The organism is Xanthomonas sp. NCPPB 1062, from assembly GCF_041481705.2.
Lineage (GTDB): Bacteria > Pseudomonadota > Gammaproteobacteria > Xanthomonadales > Xanthomonadaceae > Xanthomonas > Xanthomonas euvesicatoria.
Genome location: NZ_CM192987.1, coordinates 2,654,518 through 2,675,685, shown reverse-complemented (window position 1 = coordinate 2,675,685; position 21,168 = coordinate 2,654,518). Strand labels below are relative to the sequence as shown.

Here is a 21,168-nt window from a genome sequence, read left to right as displayed (position 1 = left end):
ATGACTGACCTGCTCACCTCCACGCTCGACCACCTGCAGGCGCTGGTGGCATTCGACACCCGCAATCCGCCGCGTGCGATTGCCGCGCAAGGCGGCATCTTCGATTATCTGTGCGCGCAGCTGCCGGGGTTCCAGGTCGAGGTGGTCGATCACGGTGCAGGGGCGGTGAGCTTGTACGCGGTGCGCGGCACGCCGAAGTACCTGTTCAACGTGCATCTGGATACCGTGCCGGATTCGCCGCACTGGAGCGCCGACCCGCACGCGATGCGGCGCCTGGACGACCGCGTGGTAGGCCTGGGCGTGTGCGACATCAAGGGCGCGGCGGCGGCGCTGGTTGCCGCGGCCAATGCCGGTGACGGCGATGCCGCGTTCCTGTTTTCTTCGGACGAAGAGGCCAATGATCCGCGCTGCATCGCCGCGTTCCTGGCGCGCGGCGTGCCGTACGAAGCTGTCCTGGTGGCCGAGCCGACCATGGGCGAAGCGGTGCTGGCGCATCGTGGCATCAGTTCGGTGCTGATGCGGTTTGCCGGGCGCGCAGGGCATGCATCGGGCAAGCAGGACCCCTCGGCCAGCGCGCTCCATCAGGCAATGCGCTGGGGCGCAAATGCCTTGGACCATGTGCAATCGCTGGCGCATGCGCGCTTCGGCGGGTTGACCGGATTGCGCTTCAACATCGGCCGCGTCGAGGGGGGCATCAAGGCCAACATGATCGCGCCGGCAGCCGAAGTGCGCTTCGGCTTTCGTCCGTTGCCGTCGATGGACGTGGATGGACTGCTGGCAAGCTTTGCCGGCTTCGCCGAACCGGCGGCAGCGCATTTCGAAGAAACCTTCCGCGGGCCGAGCCTGCCGTCGGGCGACATCGCACGCGCGGAAGAACGCCGCCTGGCCGCACGCGATGTGGCCGATGCGCTGGACCTGCCGATCGGCAACGCAGTGGACTTCTGGACCGAGGCCTCGCTGTTTTCGGCCGGCGGCTATACCGCGCTGGTGTATGGTCCGGGCGACATCGCCCAGGCGCACACCGCCGACGAATTCGTGACGCTGGCGCAGTTGCAGGGTTACGCCGAGTCGGTCCATCGCATCATCAACGGTTCGCATTGAACCGACACGCGCCTGGCGCTCCCTTTCCTCTTTCGAACACGGCAATGTCCCCTTCCGCACAACCCCACAAACAAACCCGCCAGACCATCGTGCGCCTGCTCTCCAGCATGGCCAGCGCGAAGGAAATCAGCCAATACCTCAAGCGGTTTTCGCAGCTCGATGCCAAGCGCTTTGCGGTGGTCAAGGTGGGGGGCGCAGTATTGCGCGACGATCTGGACGCGCTGACCTCGTCGTTGTCGTTCCTGCAGGAAGTGGGGCTGACCCCGATCGTGCTGCATGGCGCCGGCCCGCAGCTGGATGCAGAGCTGGCCGCCGCCGGCATCGAAAAGCACACCGTCAACGGACTGCGCGTGACCTCGCCCGAAGCCTTGGCGATCGTGCGCAAGGTGTTCCAGGCCTCCAACCTGAAACTGGTGGAAGCGCTGCAGCAAAACGGCGCGCGTGCGACCTCGATCACCGGTGGCGTGTTCGAGGCCGAGTATCTGGATCGCGACACCTACGGCCTGGTCGGTGAGGTCAAGGCGGTGAATCTGGCGCCGATCGAAGCCAGTCTGCAGGCCGGCTCCATCCCGGTGATCACCAGCCTGGGCGAAACGCCCAGCGGGCAGATCCTCAACGTCAATGCGGATTTTGCCGCCAACGAGTTGGTGCAGGAGCTGCAGCCGTACAAGATCATCTTTCTCACCGGCACCGGCGGCCTGCTGGATGCCGATGGCAAGTTGATCGATTCGATCAACCTGTCTACCGAGTTCGACCACCTGATGCAGCAGCCGTGGATCAACGGCGGCATGCGGGTGAAGATCGAGCAGATCAAGGACTTGCTCGATCGCCTGCCGCTGGAATCGTCGGTGTCGATCACCCGGCCGTCGGACCTGGCCAAGGAGCTGTTCACCCACAAGGGCTCGGGCACGCTGGTGCGGCGCGGCGAGCGCGTGCTGCGCGCCACCTCCTGGGACGAACTGAATCTGCCTCGCCTGAAGTCGCTGATCGAATCCAGCTTCGGCCGCACGCTGGTGCCGGAGTATTTCGAGACCACCACGTTGCTGCGCGCGTATGTCAGCGAAAACTACCGCGCGGCGGTGATCCTGACCGACGAAGGCCAGTTCGGTGCGGGCAGGCTGACCTATCTGGACAAGTTCGCCGTGCTCGACGATGCGCAGGGCGAAGGTCTTGGCCGGGCGGTATGGAATGTGATGCGCGAAGAGACCCCGCAGCTGTTCTGGCGCTCGCGCCATAACAACCAGGTCAATATCTTTTACTACGCCGAATCCGACGGTTGCATCAAGCAGGAGAAGTGGAAGGTGTTCTGGTACGGGCTGGAAAACTTCGAGCAGATCCAGCATTGCGTTGCGCACTGCGCGACGCGTCAGCCGACCTTGCTGGGCTGACTGCGATGAGCGTCGTCACCTTGCCAGCACGTTGGCGCGAGCAGCCGAACATGCGTGGACGGCATGCGAGCCTGGAGCCGCTGCAGACAGCGCATGCCGATGGGTTGCGTGAGGTGGTGGGCGACGGCGCGCTATCGCGGCTGTGGTACACCAGCGTGCCCGCACCGGAGCAGGTCGAGGCGTATATCGCTGCGGCCCTGGCCGCCTGCGCCGATGGCGCGGCGTTGCCATATGCGGTGCGCGATGCGGCCGGCGACATCGTCGGTTGCACGCGCTACTACGCGCTGGATGCCGCAGTGCCCAGGCTGTCGATCGGCTACACCTGGTACGCACCACGCGTGCAGCGCAGCGGCGTCAACACCGAAACCAAGCTGATGCTGCTGCAATACGCCTTCGAAACATTGGGGTGCCTGAGCGTGGTGTTCGAGACCAGCTGGTTCAACCATACCTCGCGCGCGGCGATCGCGCGGCTAGGCGCAAAACAGGACGGCGTGCTGCGCAACCACGCCCGCCACGCCGACGGTACGCCGCGCGATACCGTGGTGTTTTCCATCATCGATACGGAATGGGCCGGGGTCAAACGCCACCTGCAGTTCCGCCTGGAAGCAAACGCATGACTGTTGAACAAAAGACCATCGGCATTGTCGGCGCCCGCGGGCATACCGGCTCGGAATTGATCAAACTGGTGGCGGCGCATCCGCAGCTGCACTTGAGCTTCGTGTCCTCGCGCGAGCTGGCCGGGCAGCCCGTGGCCGAGCATAACGATGCCTACCAGGGCCAGCTGCGCTACGAGAACCTGGATGCCGACGCGGTGGCCGCCAAGGCGGCCGACGTGGTGATCCTGGCGCTGCCCAATGGCAAGGCAGAGCCCTTTGTCGCCGCGATCGACGCGGCAGCGCCACAGACGCTGGTGATCGATCTTTCGGCCGACTATCGCTTCGATCCGGCCTGGTACTACGGCTTGCCTGAGTTGACGCGCGGCAGTTACGCCGGGCAAAAACGTATCAGCAACCCGGGCTGTTATGCCACCGCGATGCAGCTGACCATCGCGCCACTGCTCGACCAGCTGGCCGGGCCACCGCAGTGTTTCGGTGTCTCCGGGTATTCGGGCGCGGGTACCACGCCTTCGGACAAGAACAATCCTGCGTTGCTCTCCAATAACGTGATGCCGTATGCGCTGACCAACCACATGCACGAGCGCGAGGTGTCTGCGCAGCTTGGCGTGCCGGTGGAGTTCATGCCGCACGTGGCGCCGCATTTCCGCGGCATCACCATGACCGTCAACCTGTGGCTGCAGCAGCCGCTGACGCGCGAGCAGATCCAGGCGCGTTATACGCAGCGTTATGCCGACGAGCCGTTGATCGAAATCGTCGACGAGGCGCCCTGGGTGAGCCGCATCGCCGGCAAGCACGATGTGCAGATTGGCGGAGTAACGCTGGCGCCCGGCAACAAGCGCGTGGTGGTGGTGGCGACCCTGGACAATCTGCTCAAGGGTGCGGCAACGCAGGCGATGCAAAACCTCAACCTTGCGCTGGGCTGGGACGAGTTGATGGCAATTCGTTGATGCGAGTCCCTCGCAACAGCCTGCACATCCATGTGCAGGGATTCAACGAAGCGAGTCACTCGCAACAGCCTGCACATCCATGTGCGGGGATTCAACGAAGCGAGTTCCTCGCAACAGCCCGCGCATCCATGTGCGGGGATCGAAACTGGACGACTTACTCGAGACGCTTTCCGATGACCAATCTGTTGTGGCAAAAACCTGGCGTTGCCGTTGACGCCAAGATCCAGAGTTTCCTGGCCGGCGACGATGTGATCCTGGATCGCGAATTCTTCCTGTACGACATCGCTGCCAGCAAGGCGCATGCGCAGGGGCTGCAGCACATCGGCATCTTGTCGTTGCAGGAGCTGGGCGGCTTGAGCGAACAGCTCGACCTGCTGGCCGCCGATTTTCGCAGCGGCGCCTTCGTGCTCGATGCGCAATACGAAGATTGCCACTCCGCCATCGAAGCGCGATTGACCGAGCGTCTGGGCGATGCAGGCCGCAAGATCCACACCGGGCGTAGCCGCAACGACCAAATCCTGGTCGCCACGCGGCTGTGGCTGAAGGACAAATTGCAGCGCGTTGCCACGCTCAGCGCGGAGATCGCCAAGGTGGCGTTGGACCGCGCACAGGCCGAGGCCGGGCTGCCGGTGCCCGGTTATACGCACATCCAACGGGCGGTGGTGTCCTCGGCCGGGATGTGGTGGGCGGGCTGGGCGGAAGCGTTCATCGACAACGCCGTGCGCGCCGACGACACCGTCCGTTTGGTCGACAGCAACCCGCTCGGCACCGCTGCAGGCTATGGCGTGAATCTGCCGCTGGATCGTGCGCATACCACCGCCGAACTGGGGTTTGCACGCCTGTTGGTCTCGCCGATCTACGCCCAGCTTTCGCGCGGCAAGTACGAACTGGCCGCGCTCGAAGCGCTCGGCAGCGCCACGCTGGATCTGCGCCGCATCGCCTGGGATCTGTCGCTGTTCACCAGCGGCGAATTCGCGTTTGTCGCCTTGCCGGCCCAATACACCACCGGCAGTTCGATCATGCCGAACAAGCGCAACCCGGACGTGATCGAGCTGATGCGCGCAACGCATGCCAGCGTGGCGGCAGCGCGCACCGAGATCGAACAGCTGCTGTCGCTGCCGTCGGGTTATCACCGCGACCTGCAGAGCAGCAAGGGCGCGATCGTGCACGGCTTTGGCCGCGGACTTGCAGCGCTGGAACTGCTGCCGGCCTTGCTGGCCAATCTGGAGTGGCGCCCGGACAAACTGCGCGCAGCCATCGATTCGGGCATGTATGCCACCGATGTGGCAGTGGAAGCCGCGGTAGCCGGCGTGCCGTTCCGCGAGGCCTACAAGGCCGCAGCGCAGGCCGCCGAGACCGCAGGGCAGGGACGCACGCCGGAAGGCAGCCTGGCTGCGCGCGTGTCGCCCGGTGCGGCAGCCGACCTGCAACTGGATGTGCTGCAGGCGCGCTGGCAGGCGCTGCGCGCATGACGACCCGCTATCTGGTGCTTGCGCTGCGCAAGCCGGGGTTTCCCGCCGATGTGGTGCAGCCGCATCTGGACTTTCTCGATGCATTGCGCGCCGCCGGGCAGCTCGAGCTGACCGGCGGCTTCAGCGATCGCAGCGGTGGCGCGTATGTGCTGGTCAACGTGGCCACGCTTCAAGAGGCGCAGCAGATCGTTGCGCGCGACCCGCTGGTGCTGCGCGATGCCTCTGCACTGACCGTGTATGAGTGGAACACGCACTGAGGACGCCATTGCCATGAGCACGCCTGCCAGCACGTTGTCGCCGTTTACCGAGCAGGCGCTGCCGCCGTGGCGCCGTGCGGTGCTCAAGGTCGGCAGCAGCCTGCTCGCCGCCGATGGCGGTGGCCTGTCCCCGCGCTTCGCGCTGGGTCTGGCGCAGTTCGTTTCCGCCAATCTGGCAGCCGGGCGCGAGCTGGTGATCGTCTCGTCGGGCGCGGTGGCCGCTGGTCGCGCCATCCTGCCCAAAGCGGCGGATGTCGGCGCACCGATCGCGGCGCGGCAGGCACTGGCCGCCTTGGGCCAGGCGCAGCTGATTGCGTTATGGCAGCGCTTTTTCGAGCGGCCGGTGGCGCAGGTACTGCTCACGCATGACGACCTGCGCAACCGTCGCCGTTATCTCAACGCGCGTGCCACCTTGGGCGAGTTGCTGCGGCTGGGCGCGCTACCGGTGATCAACGAAAACGACACCGTCTCGGTGGATGAGTTGAAGCTGGGCGATAACGACAACCTGGCCGCGATCGTGGCTGCGCTGGTCGATGCCGACGCGTTGTTCATCGCCACCGACATCGATGGGTTGTATAGCGCCGACCCACGCAGCAACCCGTTGGCGCGCCCGCTCGACGATGTGCCCGAGCTCACCCCTGAAGTCCTGGCGATGGCCGGCGGCAGCGGCAGCAACGTGGGGACCGGCGGCATGCGCACCAAATTGGAAGCCGCAGCAAAGGCCGGTGCGGCCGGCATCGAAACCTATCTATTCAACGGCCGAAGTGGCGAGGTGGTGCGCGCCCTGGCGCAGGACCGCCTGCGTGGCACGCGCATCCACGCCGCGCGCACGCGCATCGCTGCGCGAAAATACTGGCTGCGGCACGCACCGGTGGAAGCGGGCGCGATCCTCATCGACGACGGCGCCGCAGCGGCCCTGACCGGCAAGGGCGCCTCGCTGTTGCCAGGCGGCGTGGCCGGCGCGCAGGGCGATTTCCGTCGCGGCGACATGGTGGAGATTCGTCTGCGCGACACCGCGGGCGACCAGTGTCTGGCACGCGGCGTCAGCCAGTATTCGGCCCTGGATATCCGTCGTATTGCAGGCCGCCACTCGCGCGAGATCGAGAACGTGCTCGGCTACAGTTACGGCGAAAACGTGGTGCATCGCGATGATCTGGTGCTGTTGTAGCCGGGATTCGAGATTTGGGATTTGGGATTCGCAACAGCGTGTGCACTGCGTCCCTAGACCTCTGCCTCTTCGTCCCAGCGACTGACCCCTGGTAGTGATAAAACCGTGTCGCCCGCTTTTGCCAATCCCTAATCCCGACTCCCCAATCCCGGCTCCCAAATGACCATCAAAACGCTCGCTCTGCAATGCCGTGATGCCGCGCAGGTGGTGTCGCAATTGTCTGCACCGGCCAAGCATGCCTTGCTGGACGCGATGGCGGCCGCGCTGGAAGCCGATGCCGCGGCGATTCTGGCCGCCAATGCGCGCGATCTGGAGGCCGCGCGTGCCAAGGGCACCGGCAGTGCCATGCTCGATCGGCTGGCGCTGGACGACAAGCGCCTGGCCGGCATCGCGGCCGCACTGCGCGAGGTGGCGCAGCTGCCCGACCCGGTGGGTCGGATCACCCGCGAAGATGTGCGCCCCAACGGGATTCGCGTGCAGAAGGTGCGTGTGCCGCTGGGCGTGATCGCGATGATCTACGAGGCGCGGCCCAACGTCACGGCCGACGCTGCGGCACTGTGCATCAAGGCCGGCAATGGCGTGATCCTGCGCGGTGGCTCGGAGGCGATCCATTCCAATACCGCCATTGCGCGCGCACTGCAGCGGGCCTTGCGCGAGGCCAATGTGCCGGACGCGGCGCTGACCCTGGTCGAGGATCTGCGCCGCGAGACCATGCTGGAACTGCTGCAGCTCAGCGACATCGTCGATCTGGCGATTCCGCGCGGTGGCGAAGGCCTGATCCGGTTTGTCGCCGAGCACGCGCGCGTGCCGGTGATCAAGCACTACAAGGGGGTGTGCCACCTGTTTGTGGATGCATCCGCCGATATGGAGCTTGCGCTGCGCCTGCTGATCGATGGCAAGGCGACGCGGCCGTCGGCCTGTAATTCGCTGGAGACCTTGCTGGTGCATGCTGGCATCGCCGAGCGCTTCTTGCCGCTTGCCGCGCAGGCATTGCGCGAACGCAAGGTGGAACTGCGTGGCGATGCGGCGACGCAGGCGGTGCTGCCGGACATCGCTGCTGCCAGCGACGACGACTATGCCGCGGAATTCCTGGATCTGATTCTGGCCATCCGCGTGGTGCCGGATCTGGACACGGCGCTGGCGCACATCCGCCAGTATGGCTCGGACCACACCGAAGTCATCGCCACGCAGGATGCCGACAACGCCGAGCGATTCGTGCAGTCGCTACGCTCTGCGGTGGTGATGGTGAACGCCTCCTCGCGCTTTTCCGATGGCGGTGAATTGGGCCTGGGCGCGGAGATCGGCATCTCCACCACACGCCTGCATTCCTATGGCCCCATGGGCCTGGAAGCGCTGACGGTGGAGCGCTTCGTGGTGCGTGGCGAAGGCCAGGTGCGGCATTAGGAACGCTGGGCACCCCTAGCGAACACCCATCAACGGCCGCCACGCAGACGCCGCCTGCAACGGCGTCATGCTGCAGGCGCTGCCGGCCTGCGGGGCCGGCTCACAGCACGCGCCGCACTTGGCCGCGTGCAAGCGTAATGTCGTGCGCCTGGGCGCCCCAGGCAATGCGGGTGCGGGTGCCGCCGACACTGCGCACGCTGACCTGCGTCGGCACGCCGTTGCGCCACGCCATATCCACCGTGAATCCGCCGCGTGCGCCCAGGCCGGTAACGCGGCCTTGCGCGGCCCAGGCCTTGGGCAGTGCGGGCAGCAGCGTGATCTGGCCAGGGCGCGAATACAGCAGCATTTCCAGCATTGCGGCCGGGGTGCCGAAGTTGGCATCGATCTGGAACACCCCGCCAAGGGTGGGGTCGCCGTGCTGGCTGAGATCGTAGATATCGAACAGATTCGGCGCGGTGCCATTGCTGTGACCGATCGAGGGTTTCAGATTGGTCAGCACCAGCGCATAAGCACGCTCTGCATCGCCCAGTCTTGCCCAGCACAGCGCCCGCCACGCGCAGGCCCAGCCAAAGCTCTGCATGCCGCGCGCTTCCAACAGCTTGCGCGCTGCTTCCACCTGCGCGGGCGGCCCCAGATCCGGATGCAGGCGATGGCCGGGGAATAAACCCATCAGCGGCGACAGGTGCCGGTGATGGGCTTCACCCAGGTCGGTGGGGGACATCCATTCCTGCAATTGGCCGCTTAGCGGGCTGATTTCCGGCAGGTACAGACGCTGCTGCAGCGTGGCGACGGTCGCGGCATAGGCCGCGTCGCGGCCAAGCAGGGCGCTGGCCTGGCGGTATTGCCCAAACAACGTCCACACCAGTTCCTGCGCGTAGGCAATACCACGCGCATTTTCCGGGCCGTGCTCGGGCGACCAGTCATGGTCGTCGACCAGGCACTGTCGCGTGTGCCCGTCTGCATCGGTGACCTCCATCGCGATCAAGCGCGCCTGCCAGAATTCGCAGGCGCCCTTGAGCAGCGGATAGATGCGCGTGAGCTGGCCCCGGTTCTGCGTGAACTCGTAGTGCTGCCACAGGCTGTCGCATAACCATGCGTTGCCTGCCGGGTGCCAGTACCAGCCGTTGCCGCCGAACGGATTGGTGGAAATGGCCACGGTCCAGCCGGCGATCTTGCCGGAGGTATTGCGAAAACGATTGCGCGGGTCGTTGAAATGGGTCTGGGTGATGCGTGTCCAGGACGGCAACTGCGCCAGGCAATAGCGTGTCAGCGCATCGACGCAGTTGCCCAAGCCGGACGGGTCCGCCAGCCAGTAGTTCATCTGCAGATTGACGTCGCTGTGGTAATCGCTCATCCAGGGCGGCTCGTTGTTTTCCAGCCACAAACCCTGCAGGTTGGTGGGCAATCCATCGCGCGAGGCGGCGATGGTGAGATAGCGGCCAAATTGCAGATAGGCCACTTCCAGTTCCGGGTCGGGGAGCGCAGGTGCCGCGGCGCGGGCCTGGATTCGCTGCCAGGTTTCCAGGCCGCGCTGCGCATCGCTGGACTGGCCAAGCTCCACCTGCAACGTGTCGAACAGCGCACGGTGATCGGCGACATGGGTATCCAGCAACAGCGCCGCAGGCACTGAAGCGGCGGCCTGTGCGCGGTGGCGCGCCCGCGCAAGCGGGTCGCGCGTGGGGTCGCGCCAGCCGCGTGCGCCATCGGCGGCGTAATCGGTGTCGCCGCACAACACGATGGTCAGGCCACGGCAGTCACGAAACTGCAGGAGGCCGTCGCCTGTTTCGAGACTGCCATCGTCGCTGTGCACGCGCAGCGCTGCGGCATAGCGCAGGCCGTTATCGAGCTGGCCGGCGAAGCGCAGCCCAGCGTCGCCGTCGGCGCGACCGGCGCCGGCATGCGTATCGATCAGGCGAATGCGGCCACGGTGGCTGCCTGCGCCTTCGCAATCCAGGCGCAACACGATGGCCGCATCCGGGTGGCTTGCGAACAGCGTGCGCGTATAACGCGTCTCGCCGATGCGATAGCGCACGCGTACGCAGCCGTTGCTCATGTCCAGTTCGCGCTGGTAATCGGACACCTGCGCCTGCGCATGCCCTTCCAGTTCCACGAACAGTTTGGCCAGCAGCATGAAGCTGCCGAAATCTTCCTTGGTATACGCAAACTGGCCATCGTCCTGCAGCGCTGCGTTGCTGCCGCCCGACCAGAGGCTGCCTTCGGAAACGAACAGCGTCTCGCAGGCAGGAGCCCCGCCGCAGAGCGCACCGAGCCGGCCATTGCCGATCGGCAGTCCTTCACGCAACAGCTGCGCATCGGCGGCAGGTGCCGCATAGGGCAGGCGCAGCGCCTGCTCGGGCGGCAGCAACGGCGAACGGGTGGGGCGTACCGGTGGCGTGGTCGCGTCGCTACCGCCTGCACGGCCGAGCAACGGCAACAGCGCGGCCGCACCGAGGTGGGTAAGCAGACGGCGGCGGTGTGGGTCAGCGCAGGCGTGTGAGGGGATATCGCGCATACGAGCGGTCGCTGCAATCGTGGGATCAAACGTTGTAAAGCATCTGCCGCGCCTGCGGAAGCGTGCGATTTTGCCGGTCTGCCAATGACGTTTGCTTGGCTTGGGGGTGGCCTGCGCGCACCGATCGAAGTCTGGCGTGCAAGGGATGCAACGCACGGCATGGTCATTTCAGGACAGCACCAAGGCGCTGCCTTGCCGCCAATCGGCAGCACGTGCGCGCCGCAGCGTGGCCGACCCGGTACCTTCGACACTCCCGCAAGCCAGTTGTCTGTGTCTACGCTGCTGCAGTTGTTCATCCTGCCCACCGTTGCTGCCGGAGATTCCATGCGCCGCCTTGCCGCCTGCCTGCTAGCCACCGCCATTGCCGCCGCCACCGGCACCGCGATGACGCAAACCTCGCCGATGACGCCGGACATCACCGGCAAGCCGTTCGTGGCTGCCGATGCGAACAACGACTACATCAAGCGCGAGGTGATGATTCCGATGCGCGATGGGGTCAAGCTGCACACGGTGATCGTGCTGCCGAAGGGAGCCAGGAACGCACCGATCATGCTGACACGCACGCCTTACGACGCCAGTGGCCGCACCGAACGGCTGGCCTCGCCGCATATAAAGGACCTGCTGTCTGCCGGCGACGACGTCTTCGTGGAAGGCGGCTACATCCGTGTGTTTCAGGACGTGCGCGGCAAATACGGTTCCGAAGGCGATTACGTGATGACGCGCCCGCTGCGTGGGCCGCTCAATCCCAGCGAGGTCGACCATGCCACCGATGCCTGGGACACCATCGACTGGCTGGTGAAGAACGTCAAGGAATCCAATGGCAAGGTCGGCATGATCGGCTCGTCCTACGAAGGCTTCACCGTGGTGATGGCACTGACCAACCCGCATCCGGCGTTGAAGGTGGCGGTGCCGGAAAGCCCGATGATCGACGGCTGGATGGGCGACGACTGGTTCAATTACGGCGCGTTCCGCCAGGTGAATTTCGATTACTTCACCGGCCAGCTCAGCAAGCGCGGCAAGGGCGCCGGCATCGCGCGTCAGGGGCACGACGATTACAGCAACTTCCTGCAGGCCGGCTCGGCCGGCGACTTCGCCAAGGCCGCAGGTCTGGAGCAATTGCCGTGGTGGCACAAGCTCACCGAACACGCCGCCTATGACGCGTTCTGGCAGGAGCAGGCGCTCGACAAGGTAATGGCGCGCACGCCGCTGAAGGTGCCCACGATGTGGCTGCAAGGCCTGTGGGATCAGGAAGACATGTGGGGGGCGATCCACAGCTACGCGGCGATGGAGCCGCGCGACCAGCGCAATACGCTCAACTACCTGGTGATGGGCCCGTGGCGCCACAGTCAGGTGAACTACGACGGCAGTGCCTTGGGCGCGCTGAATTTCGAAGGCGATACCGCGCGCCAGTTCCGTTCCGAGGTGCTGCGCCCGTTCCTGGACCAGTACCTGGTCGATGGCGCGCCCAAGGCAGACACGCCGCCGGTGTTCATCTACAACACCGGCGAAAACCATTGGGACCGCCTCAAGGCATGGCCGCGCAGTTGCGACAAGGGCTGCGCCTCGTCCAGCAGGCCGCTGTATCTGCAGGCCGGCGGCAAGTTGTCGTTCCAGCAACCGGTGGCCGGGCAGGCGGGCTTTGAAGAGTACGTGTCCGACCCCGCCAAGCCGGTGCCGTTCGTGCCGCGCCCGGTGGATTTTGCCGACCGCGCGATGTGGACCACCTGGTTGGTGCACGACCAGCGCTTTGTCGATGGCCGCCCTGACGTGCTGACCTTCGTCACCGAGCCGCTGACCGAGCCGCTGCAGATCGCCGGTGCCCCCGAAGTGCATCTGCAGGCCTCCACCAGCGGCAGCGACAGCGATTGGGTGGTGAAGCTGATTGATGTGTATCCGGAGGAGATGGCGTCGAACCCGAAGATGGGCGGCTACGAGTTGCCGGTGTCGCTGGCGATCTTCCGCGGCCGCTACCGCGAGAGCTTCAGCACGCCCAAACCCTTGGCCTCCAATCAGCCGCTGGCATTCCAGTTCGGCCTGCCAACCGCCAACCACACCTTCCAGCCGGGCCACCGGGTGATGGTGCAGGTGCAGTCCAGCCTGTTCCCGCTGTACGACCGCAACCCGCAGACCTACGTGCCCAATATCTTCTTCGCCAAGCCCGGCGATTATCAGAAGGCCACGCAGCGGGTGTACGTGTCCCCCGAGCAGCCCAGCTACATCAGTCTGCCGGTACGTTGAGCGCGCGGGCGCCGCGTGCCGGCGGCGTCCACGCATCTTCCAGCAACTGCGGGCGGCAGGCTACCCAGGCGGCGGCCAGCTGCACCAGCAGGCAGATGACCAGGAACACGAACGGGGAGGTCCAGCCGCCGCTGTGCGCGTGCAGCCAGCCGAACAGGAACGGCCCCAGGCAGCTCACCGCATAGCCCACGCCCTGCGAGAAACCGGACAGCGCGGCCGAACCGGCCGCCGTGCGGCTGCGCTGATTCACCAACACCAACGCCAGCGGAAAGGTGCTCGGCCCCAGGCCGAGCAGGGTCACCCACAGGACCGGTGCGGCCAGCGGCGCCCACCACAGCCCGGCGAACGCGACCAGGTGGCAGGCTGCGCATAGCAGCACGATCGGAAACGGATTGCGCATGCGCACCGCCAGCGCCGGCATGGTCAGCGCGCCGACCATGCCCAATGCCGCGAACAACGCCACCATGGTGCCGCCGAACGCAGGCGATGCACCGGCTTCGCGCAGCAGCGTCGGCAGCCAGGTGAACATGGAATAGGTCACCAGCGAGGTCATGCCGAAGGTCACCGCCATGCTCCAACCCAGCGCCGTACGCGCGACGCGGCCTTCGGCTTCGGGCGTGGGTGTGACCGGTGCCGGGCCGGTGGCGCGGATGCGCCGATGGTTGGCGTGCACCAGGGCCCACGCCGCCGTTGCCAGCAGGGCCGGCAGCACCCACGCCACCATCGAACTGCGCCAACCCAGCGCATCGGCCACCGGCACTGCCAGCAGGGCCGGCAGCAGCGTGCCGACCTGCAGCACGGTGATGTACAGCGTGCTCACCCGGCCCACGCGGTCGCCGAAGTAACGCTTCACCAGCGGCGGCAGCACCACGTTACCCATGCCCATACCGGCCAATGCCACCAGCGAGCCGACCAGCAACCCGGCGGTGCCCGGCAGCAGCGGGCGCAGCACCAACCCCAGCGTGGCCAGCGCCATCGACAACAGCGCCACGCGCAGCAAGCCGAAACGGCGCAGCAATGCGGGCGTTGCCACGCCGGTGAGTGCGAACGCTGCGGTCGGCAACATGCCGAGCGCACCCATGGTGGGCGCGCCGAAGGCGTACTCGTCGGCAATGCGTTCCAGCAGCGGCGTCAGCGACGTCACCGCGGTGCGCAAGTTGAATGCGGACAGCAGGATCGCGGCCAGCACCAGGCCGCGACCACGCAACTGGGCGGACGAAGAAGACGCGGCAGTGACAACAGACATGACAGACCATCCGCGTCGCGCACGTGCGTGCAACGACGCCTGAAAACACAAAACCGGCACAAGGCCGGTTTGTGTTTTGAAACTGGTCGGGGAGACAGGATTCGAACCTGCGACCTCTACGTCCCGAACGTAGCGCTCTACCAGACTGAGCTACACCCCGAAGGAGCCGCGTATGTTACATAGGGAATGGGGAATCGGCAAGCATCTGATGAAATTATTTTACTGAGGCGGCTCGCCACGCTCGGGCTCGCGTGCTTCGAACCACATGCCGTTGAGCACCGCGGCCAATGCCGCCAGGCCGGTGCCAAGTATCCATGCGAAATACCACATTGGTGTGCTCCTCGAATCGTTGAACAGGATGATGGCGGTGCGCGGTGCGGCAACAGCAGCGCAGGCACTGCGATCGCTGCCGCGGCGCTCAGTACGCGTTGGGATTGGCCGTGACCGCATCGTCGGTGACCTTGCCCTTGAGCACGCGATACACCCAACTGGTGTACGCCAGCACGATCGGCATGAACACGGCAGTGGCCAGCAACATGATCCACAACGTCAGACGGCTACTGGATGCATCCCACACCGTCAGGCTCGCGCTTGGCGCGCTGGAAGAGGGCAGCAGGAACGGGAACAACGCAAAGCCCACCGTGAACACGATGCCGACGATGGCGCTGCCGGAGGCGATGAAGGCCAGGCCGCCGCGCCGCAGGCGTAAGCACACCGCGCTCATCGCAAGCCCGACCAGGCCCACCAGCGGCGCCATCAATGTGGCCGGCATGCTGCTGTAGTTGTGCAACCAGCCGCCCGCGGCGGTGAGCGCAGCGGTCTTGCCGAGCGGGTTGGTGGCCGCATCGGTGGCCAGCACCGAGGTCACCGCATAGCCGGGCAGACCCAGCGCCACCCATGCGCCGCCTGCTGCAAACAGTGCCAGCGCACACAGCGCGGCGATGCCGCCGAAACGTGCCGCGCGCTCGGCCACCGGTCCATCGGTCTTGAGCACCAGCATCGCGGCGCCATGCGCGAGCAGCATCGCCACGCTGAGCAAGCCGGCGAGCAATGCGAACGGCGTCAGCAACCCGAGCAGGTTGCCGGTGTAGAACGTGCGCATGCTGTCGTCGAAGTGGAACGGCACACCCAGCAGCACGTTGCCGACCGCCACGCCCATGATCAGCGCCGGAATGAAGCCGCCGACGAACAACGCCCAGTCCCAAGTGCTGCGCCAGCGCGGACTCACCAGTTTGCCGCGGAACTTGAAACCGACCGGGCGCAGGACCAGCGCGAACAGGATCAGGAACATCGCCAGATAGAACCCGGAGAAGCTCACTGCATACAACGGCGGAAACGCGGCAAAGATCGCGCCGCCGCCCAGGATCAACCACACCTGGTTGCCTTCCCAGACCGGGCCGACGGTGTTGATCACCAGCCGGCGTTCGGCATCGTTGCTGGCGACGAACGGCAGCAGCGCGCCCACGCCCAGATCGAAGCCGCCCATCACCGCGTAGCCGGACAGCAGCACGCCGAGCAGCAGCCACCAGATCACGCGCAGGGTCGTGTAATCGAGCAATACGAAATCCATGATGTCTCTCCTTTGCTTACGGTGCACTGCCGGCCACGGCACCGGAACTCAGCGGTGCGTGACGCGACGGGGCATGGTCCTGCAGGGCGGCGGGCAATGCGTTGGGCGGCATCGGTGGGAACAACACCTCCGGTCCCTTGTTGATGGTCTTCAGCGACAACTTGATCGCAATCACCAACAACGTCGTGTACAGCGCGGTGAAGCCCACCAGCGTCATCACGATCTCGTAAAGGTCCAGCCCCGAGGCGGCGTAGAACGTGGGCAGCACCCCTTCCACCGCCCACGGCTGGCGGCCGTATTCGGCAACGAACCAACCGCATTCGATCGCGATCCACGGCAGCGGCAACGTCCACAGGGCCAAGCTCAGGAACCAGCGTTTTTCCTGGAAGTTGTGCTTGCAGGCAAACCAGAAGGCGACAGCGAAAAACGCGATGAGATACATGCCGATGGCGGCCATGATGCGGAAGGTCCAGAACAGCGGCAGCACGCGCGGTACGGTGTCCATCGCGGCCTGGGCAATCTGCTCCGGCGTGGCGTTGCCGATATCGTCGCGATAGCGCTTGAGCAGCAGGCCGTGGCCCAGGTCCTGCCAGTGCGCATCGAAAACCTTGCGTGCTTGGGCGTCGTTCTTGTCGGCGCGGATGCGTTGCAGTGCGCCGTAGGCGATCTGACCGCCGCGGATGCGGTGTTCGGCACGGCCGACCAGTTCGAGAATACCTGGAATTGGCTCATCCAGCGAACGCGTGGCGATCAAGCCCATCAGGTACGGAATCTTGATGGCGTAATCGTTGCGATGGGTGGTCTGGTTCGGAATGCCGAACGCAGTGAAGTCGGCCGGTGCGGCTTCGGTTTCCCACATCGCTTCGATGGCGGCCAGTTTCATCTTCTGGTGTTCGCTGGCGGCGTAGCCGCTCTCATCGCCCAGCACCACCACCGACAGCGACGACAGCAGGCCGAACGCTGCAGCCACCGCAAACGAACGCCGTGCCATTTCAATATGCTTGCCCCGCAAGAGATAAAACGCACTGATCGACATCACGAACACCGCGCCCAGCACGTAGCCGGCACTCACCGTATGCACGAACTTGGCCTGCGCCACCGGGTTGAACAGCACTGCCACGAAATCCACCACCTCCATGCGCATGGTGTCGGGGTTGAACACCGCGCCGGCCGGATTCTGCATCCAGCCGTTGGCGATCAGGATCCATAACGCGGAGAAGTTGCTGCCCAGCGCCACCAGCCAGGTGGTGATCAGGTGCTGTACCTTGCTCAGGCGATTCCAGCCAAGAAAGAACAGGCCCAAGAAGGTGGCTTCCAGAAAGAACGCCATCAGTCCCTCGATTGCCAGCGGCGCACCGAAGATGTCGCCCACGTAATGGCTGTAGTACGACCAGTTCATGCCGAACTCGAATTCCATCACGATGCCGGTGCCGACACCCATGGCGAAGTTGATGCCGAACAGCACACCCCAGAACATGGTCATGCGCCGCCAGATCTGCTTGCCGGTCATGACGTAGACGCTTTCCATGATGCCCAGCAGGAACGACAGACCCATGGTGAGCGGTGGAAAGATGAAGTGGTACATCGCGGTGACTGCGAACTGCAGCCGCGACAGTTCGACAACTGTCGAGTCGATCATGGCGGGTGGGCCTGGTTGAGGGTCGGTAAGGAATGTGGCGATCATCTGCCGCCATCGCGCCGGCCGCGTTGATCCAAATCAATGCGGTCCTGAACAGGTGCGTCACACTGTCCATCCCCGACCGGGAGGCGGCGACTTACAATCGCGTGCAATGCGCAGTCTTCAGAAGAGCGACGTGAGCCAGCCCAGCGTGCAAGCCAGCGAAACGCCCGCCCAGCGCCGTCAACGCGGCCACTGGCTGGATGCGCTGGCCGCATCGGCCACGCGCGCGCGGCGGCTCGCCGGCGTGGCGGTGGCGTTGTCGGGTGCGTTGCTGCTTGTGCAATCGGCTGCGATCGCCTGGCTGGTACAGGCGGTACTGGTGCAGCACCTGGCAATGGCGCAATTGCGCAACGTGGGCGCGGGGTTGCTGGTTGCGCTGATCGGGCGCGCGCTACTCAATGCCTGGGCGCAATCGTTGACCGGCGATGTGGCCGACGTGGCCAAGCGCGAACTGCGCGCGCGCATTGCGCAACGCCTGGTGCAGCACGGGCCGCTATGGTTGCGCCGGCAACGCAGTGGCGAACTGGGCGAGTTGAGCCTGGCGCATACCGATGCGCTGGAAGGCTATTTCGTCGGCTACCAGCTCGCTCGCATCGAAATGGTGCTGGTGCCGCCGCTGATTCTGATCGCGGTGTTTTCGGTCGATTGGGTGGTCGGGCTGGTGTTGCTGCTCACCGCGCCGCTGATTCCGTTCTTCATGATGCTGGTGGGCTGGGGCGCCGAGGCCGCAGGGCGCGAACAACTCGGCGAACTGGCGCGCATGGGCGGGCATTTTGCCGATCGCCTCAAGGGCCTGGGATTGCTTCGCGTGTATGGCCGCGGCCAGGCTGAATTGCAGGGCATTGCCGCCGCTGCCGAGGGCGTGCGCGAGCGCTCGCTGAAGGTGTTGCGCATCGCATTCCTGTCCTCCACAGTGCTGGAGTTTTTTGCCTCCGTCAGCGTTGCGATCGTAGCGCTGTACTTCGGCTTGAGCTATCTGGGCATGCTCCATCTGCACGGTATGCCGTCGCTGGGTGCCGGCATGTTCTGCCTCTTGCTGGCGCCGGAATTCTTCGCACCGCTGCGGCGCTTGGCCGCGCATTACCATGACCGCGCGAACGCCTTGGCTGCCGTGGCCGAAGCCGAGCGCTTGCTGCAGGGTTTCCAGCCGGATGCCGCCGCGCACACCGCAGTGCTACCCGCACGTGCCCTGGAGCCGGCGCAAGCGCATGCGCCCTTGTTGCAGGCACGTGGATTGGCGCTGCGTCCTGCCGGCGCGCCGCAGGTGGTGGTCCAGGAGTTCGCACTGACGCTGGAGCCCGGCCAGCGCGTTGCGGTGATCGGTGCCAGCGGCAGCGGCAAGAGCACGCTGCTGGAAGGGCTCGCCGGTTGGCTTGCACCCGAGGCGGGCAGCGTGGCCGTGCGCCCGGGGGCGCGCATTGGATATGCCACGCAGCGGCCCTACCTGTTTCACGCCAGCATTGCCGACAACCTGCGCCTGGCCGACCCGCAGGCCAGCGATGCGCGCCTGCACGCGGTGGCCGAGGCGGCGCAGGTGCTGCGCTTTACCGCGCACTTGCCGGCCGGCCTGGACACCGTGATCGGCGAGCGTGGCTTTGGTTTGTCCGGTGGCGAAGCCCGCCGCGTGGCGTTGGCGCGATTGTTGTTGCGCGAGCCGGAGGTGTTGCTGCTGGACGAACCCACCGCCTTTCTGGACCCGGACACCGAAGCGGAATTGCTGCGGACGCTGGGCATCTTTGCGCGCGGCCGTGCGGTCGTTCTGGCGACGCATAGCGCTGCGGCGATGCGTTGGGCCGACACGGTGATCGATCTGCGCGGCGTGCCGGTCACGCTGGAGGCACCATGAGCCGCCCCCAGCCTGATCGTTTGCGCGATGTGTTTCGTCTGCATGCCTGGCGCCTGCTGTTGTCGGCAGTGCTGGTGCTGGTCACCATGCTTGCCGGTGTCGGCCTGCTGGGCTTGTCCGGCAGCTTCCTGACCGCCGCTGCGCTGGCAGGCGTTGCCGGCATGGGGACCGGTTTCAACTTTTTCTCGCCGTCGGCCGGCATTCGCGCCTTGACCTTCGCGCGTATCGTGTCGCGTTACGGCGAAAAGTTGATCGGGCACGATGCCACCTTGCGCATCGCCCGCGATCTGCGGGTGTGGTTCTTTCGCCGCGCCTTGCCGCTGGCGCCCGGGCGATTGTCGGCCACCCGGACCGGCGATCTGCTGGCGCGGTTGATGTCCGACATCGGCGAGGTCGACGGCCTGAGCGTGCGCGCGTTGGCACCGCTGGCCGCATTGCTCGGCATCTGGTTAGGTGGTGTCGCCGCCGCTGCGCTGATCTATCTCCCCGCTGCGTGCTTGTTGCTGGTGCTTGGCATGTTGATCGGCGGGCTGGTGCCGTGGCAGGTGGCACGTGGCGGCGCGCAGCGCGAGCAGTTGCGTGCACAGCAGCGCACGGCCTTGCGCACGCAGGCCTTCGAAGGCCTGGAGGGCGCGGCCGACCTTGCTGCGGTCGACGCGCAGGGCGCCTGGCTGCAGCGCAGTGACGCCGCCGCCGCCGCCGTCACCGGCGGCGATCGCATCCAGCGCAGACGGCTGATCACAGGCAACCTGCTGCATGCGCTCTGCGGCGGGCTGGGGCTGGCCAGCATGCTGTGGCTGGCACTTGGCGCGGCCGAACGCGGGCTGATCGCCGCCGAGCTCGCTGCGGGGTTGGTGTTTTTGACCATGGCGTTGCTGGAAGTCTGGGCCGGTGCAGGGCTGGCATTGCAGGCGCTGCAAAGCGCACGCGTTGCCGCCAGGCGCCTGCAGGCCATCGTCGATCAAGCGCCATCGGTGAGCGATCCGGCGCACGCGATCGACGTGCCGCGCACCGGCACGTTGCAATTGCAGCAGGTGTCGTTTGCCTGGCCCGGTAGCGTGCGCCCGGTGCTGCACGCGCTCGATCTGACCCTGGCGCCGGGCGAGCGCATTGCCATCAGTGGCGATAGCGGCAGCGGTAAAAGCACAGTGTTGGCGTTGTTGCTGCGCCTGTGGGATCCGCAGGCCGGGCAGCTGCGCTACGCGGGCATCGACCTGCGCCACCTCGCACAGGCGCAATGGCACCAGCGTATCGCCTGGCTGCCACAGAACGCGCCGGTGTTTGCCGGCAGCGTGCGCGACAACCTGCTCATCGGCGACGCCGCTGCCGATGATGCCGCACTGTGGCAGGTGCTCCAACAGGTGCGCCTGGGCGCGTGGGCCAGCGCGAACGACGGTCTGGACACCTGGGTTGGCGAAAACGGCGCCACGCTGTCTGCCGGCCAGGCGCGCCGGCTCGCCCTCGCGCGGGCACTGCTGCGCGATGCCCCGATCCTGTTGCTCGACGAACCCACCGATGGTCTGGACGTGGATACCGCCCACGCGCTGTTGGTCGACCTGGCCGCCGCACTCGGCGAACGCTCGCTGGTGATGATCACCCACGACGCGCTGCCGCCCGGTGTCGTGCAACGGCATTACCGGATGCGTGAGGGAACGCTGGAGTTGCTCGACCAGAACGCATAGCCGATCACCGAGGTCCTCGAACGTGGTCACAGGATGGGC

General features: G+C 65.8%; 16 protein-coding genes and 1 tRNA gene. 11 read left to right on the top strand and 6 right to left on the bottom strand.

What is annotated here, in order from left to right; genetic code table 11:
• The 8 genes from ACCQ16_RS11785 to ACCQ16_RS11750 all read left to right on the top strand — a co-directional run bounded on the left by ACCQ16_RS11785 (position 1) and on the right by ACCQ16_RS11750 (position 8,354).
• Positions 1 to 1,101 carry an acetylornithine deacetylase gene (locus tag ACCQ16_RS11785; RefSeq protein WP_029819577.1) on the top strand — a complete coding sequence of 367 codons (1,101 nt, stop codon included), beginning with the start codon at positions 1 to 3 and terminating at the stop codon, positions 1,099 to 1,101.
• Positions 1,102 to 1,145: 44 nt separating this feature from the next.
• Positions 1,146 to 2,489 (top strand): acetylglutamate kinase, encoded by a 1,344-nt coding sequence (locus tag ACCQ16_RS11780; protein WP_136732625.1) that lies wholly within the window; start codon positions 1,146 to 1,148, stop codon positions 2,487 to 2,489.
• A gap of 5 nt (positions 2,490 to 2,494) precedes the next feature.
• Positions 2,495 to 3,106, top strand: a complete 612-nt coding sequence (locus tag ACCQ16_RS11775) for a GNAT family N-acetyltransferase (RefSeq protein WP_011347703.1) — start codon at positions 2,495 to 2,497, stop codon at positions 3,104 to 3,106.
• A complete protein-coding gene (gene argC, locus ACCQ16_RS11770; RefSeq protein WP_014090340.1) occupies positions 3,103 to 4,053 on the top strand; it encodes an N-acetyl-gamma-glutamyl-phosphate reductase in 951 nt (316 codons plus the stop codon). The genes ACCQ16_RS11775 and argC overlap by 4 nt, the downstream gene beginning before the upstream one ends.
• A gap of 173 nt (positions 4,054 to 4,226) precedes the next feature.
• On the top strand, positions 4,227 to 5,525 hold the full coding sequence (locus ACCQ16_RS11765; protein ID WP_011347702.1) for an argininosuccinate lyase: 1,299 nt from the start codon (positions 4,227 to 4,229) through the stop codon (positions 5,523 to 5,525).
• Complete coding sequence (locus tag ACCQ16_RS11760; RefSeq protein ID WP_011347701.1) at positions 5,522 to 5,782, top strand: YciI family protein; 261 nt, start codon at positions 5,522 to 5,524, stop codon at positions 5,780 to 5,782. Before ACCQ16_RS11765 ends, ACCQ16_RS11760 begins: the two co-directional genes overlap by 4 nt.
• Positions 5,783 to 5,795: 13 nt before the next feature.
• The gene (gene proB / locus ACCQ16_RS11755; RefSeq protein ID WP_031423004.1) at positions 5,796 to 6,950 is read left to right on the top strand and encodes a glutamate 5-kinase; all 1,155 of its coding nucleotides are present in this window, start codon (positions 5,796 to 5,798) and stop codon (positions 6,948 to 6,950) included.
• A 159-nt stretch (positions 6,951 to 7,109) separates the two neighbouring features.
• Entirely contained in the window at positions 7,110 to 8,354 is a 1,245-nt protein-coding gene (locus tag ACCQ16_RS11750) for a glutamate-5-semialdehyde dehydrogenase (protein ID WP_031423002.1), read from the top strand.
• Between the two features lie 100 nt (positions 8,355 to 8,454).
• Here ACCQ16_RS11750 and ACCQ16_RS11745 read toward each other — a convergent pair whose 3' ends face one another.
• Positions 8,455 to 10,866 carry a glycoside hydrolase family 95 protein gene (locus ACCQ16_RS11745; protein WP_277572721.1) on the bottom strand — a complete coding sequence of 804 codons (2,412 nt, stop codon included), beginning with the start codon at positions 10,864 to 10,866 and terminating at the stop codon, positions 8,455 to 8,457.
• Positions 10,867 to 11,190: 324 nt separating this feature from the next.
• Between ACCQ16_RS11745 and ACCQ16_RS11740 the strand changes: the two genes are divergently transcribed.
• The gene (locus ACCQ16_RS11740) at positions 11,191 to 13,104 is read left to right on the top strand and encodes a CocE/NonD family hydrolase (RefSeq protein ID WP_277572793.1); all 1,914 of its coding nucleotides are present in this window, start codon (positions 11,191 to 11,193) and stop codon (positions 13,102 to 13,104) included.
• Here ACCQ16_RS11740 and ACCQ16_RS11735 read toward each other — a convergent pair.
• From ACCQ16_RS11735 to ACCQ16_RS11715, 5 genes are all read right to left on the bottom strand, one after another.
• Complete coding sequence (locus ACCQ16_RS11735; RefSeq protein WP_080721124.1) at positions 13,085 to 14,350, bottom strand: CynX/NimT family MFS transporter; 1,266 nt, start codon at positions 14,348 to 14,350, stop codon at positions 13,085 to 13,087. The genes ACCQ16_RS11740 and ACCQ16_RS11735 overlap by 20 nt on opposite strands.
• An 83-nt stretch (positions 14,351 to 14,433) precedes the next feature.
• Positions 14,434 to 14,510 (bottom strand) — tRNA-Pro (locus tag ACCQ16_RS11730).
• A 59-nt stretch (positions 14,511 to 14,569) separates the two neighbouring features.
• On the bottom strand, positions 14,570 to 14,680 hold the full coding sequence (cydX, locus tag ACCQ16_RS11725; RefSeq protein ID WP_008573380.1) for a cytochrome bd-I oxidase subunit CydX: 111 nt from the start codon (positions 14,678 to 14,680) through the stop codon (positions 14,570 to 14,572).
• A gap of 88 nt (positions 14,681 to 14,768) precedes the next feature.
• Entirely contained in the window at positions 14,769 to 15,920 is a 1,152-nt protein-coding gene (cydB, locus tag ACCQ16_RS11720; RefSeq protein WP_122272978.1) for a cytochrome d ubiquinol oxidase subunit II, read from the bottom strand.
• A gap of 16 nt (positions 15,921 to 15,936) precedes the next feature.
• Positions 15,937 to 17,559, bottom strand: a complete 1,623-nt coding sequence (locus ACCQ16_RS11715) for a cytochrome ubiquinol oxidase subunit I (RefSeq protein WP_014090334.1) — start codon at positions 17,557 to 17,559, stop codon at positions 15,937 to 15,939.
• 151 nt (positions 17,560 to 17,710) lie between these two features.
• Here ACCQ16_RS11715 and cydD point away from each other — a divergent pair, with 151 nt between their 5' ends.
• Positions 17,711 to 19,447, top strand: a complete 1,737-nt coding sequence (gene cydD / locus ACCQ16_RS11710; protein ID WP_031422989.1) for a thiol reductant ABC exporter subunit CydD — start codon at positions 17,711 to 17,713, stop codon at positions 19,445 to 19,447.
• A complete protein-coding gene (gene cydC / locus ACCQ16_RS11705; RefSeq protein WP_122272975.1) occupies positions 19,444 to 21,129 on the top strand; it encodes a thiol reductant ABC exporter subunit CydC in 1,686 nt (561 codons plus the stop codon). The genes cydD and cydC overlap by 4 nt, the downstream gene beginning before the upstream one ends.
• The last annotated feature ends 39 nt before the right edge of the window (positions 21,130 to 21,168 follow it).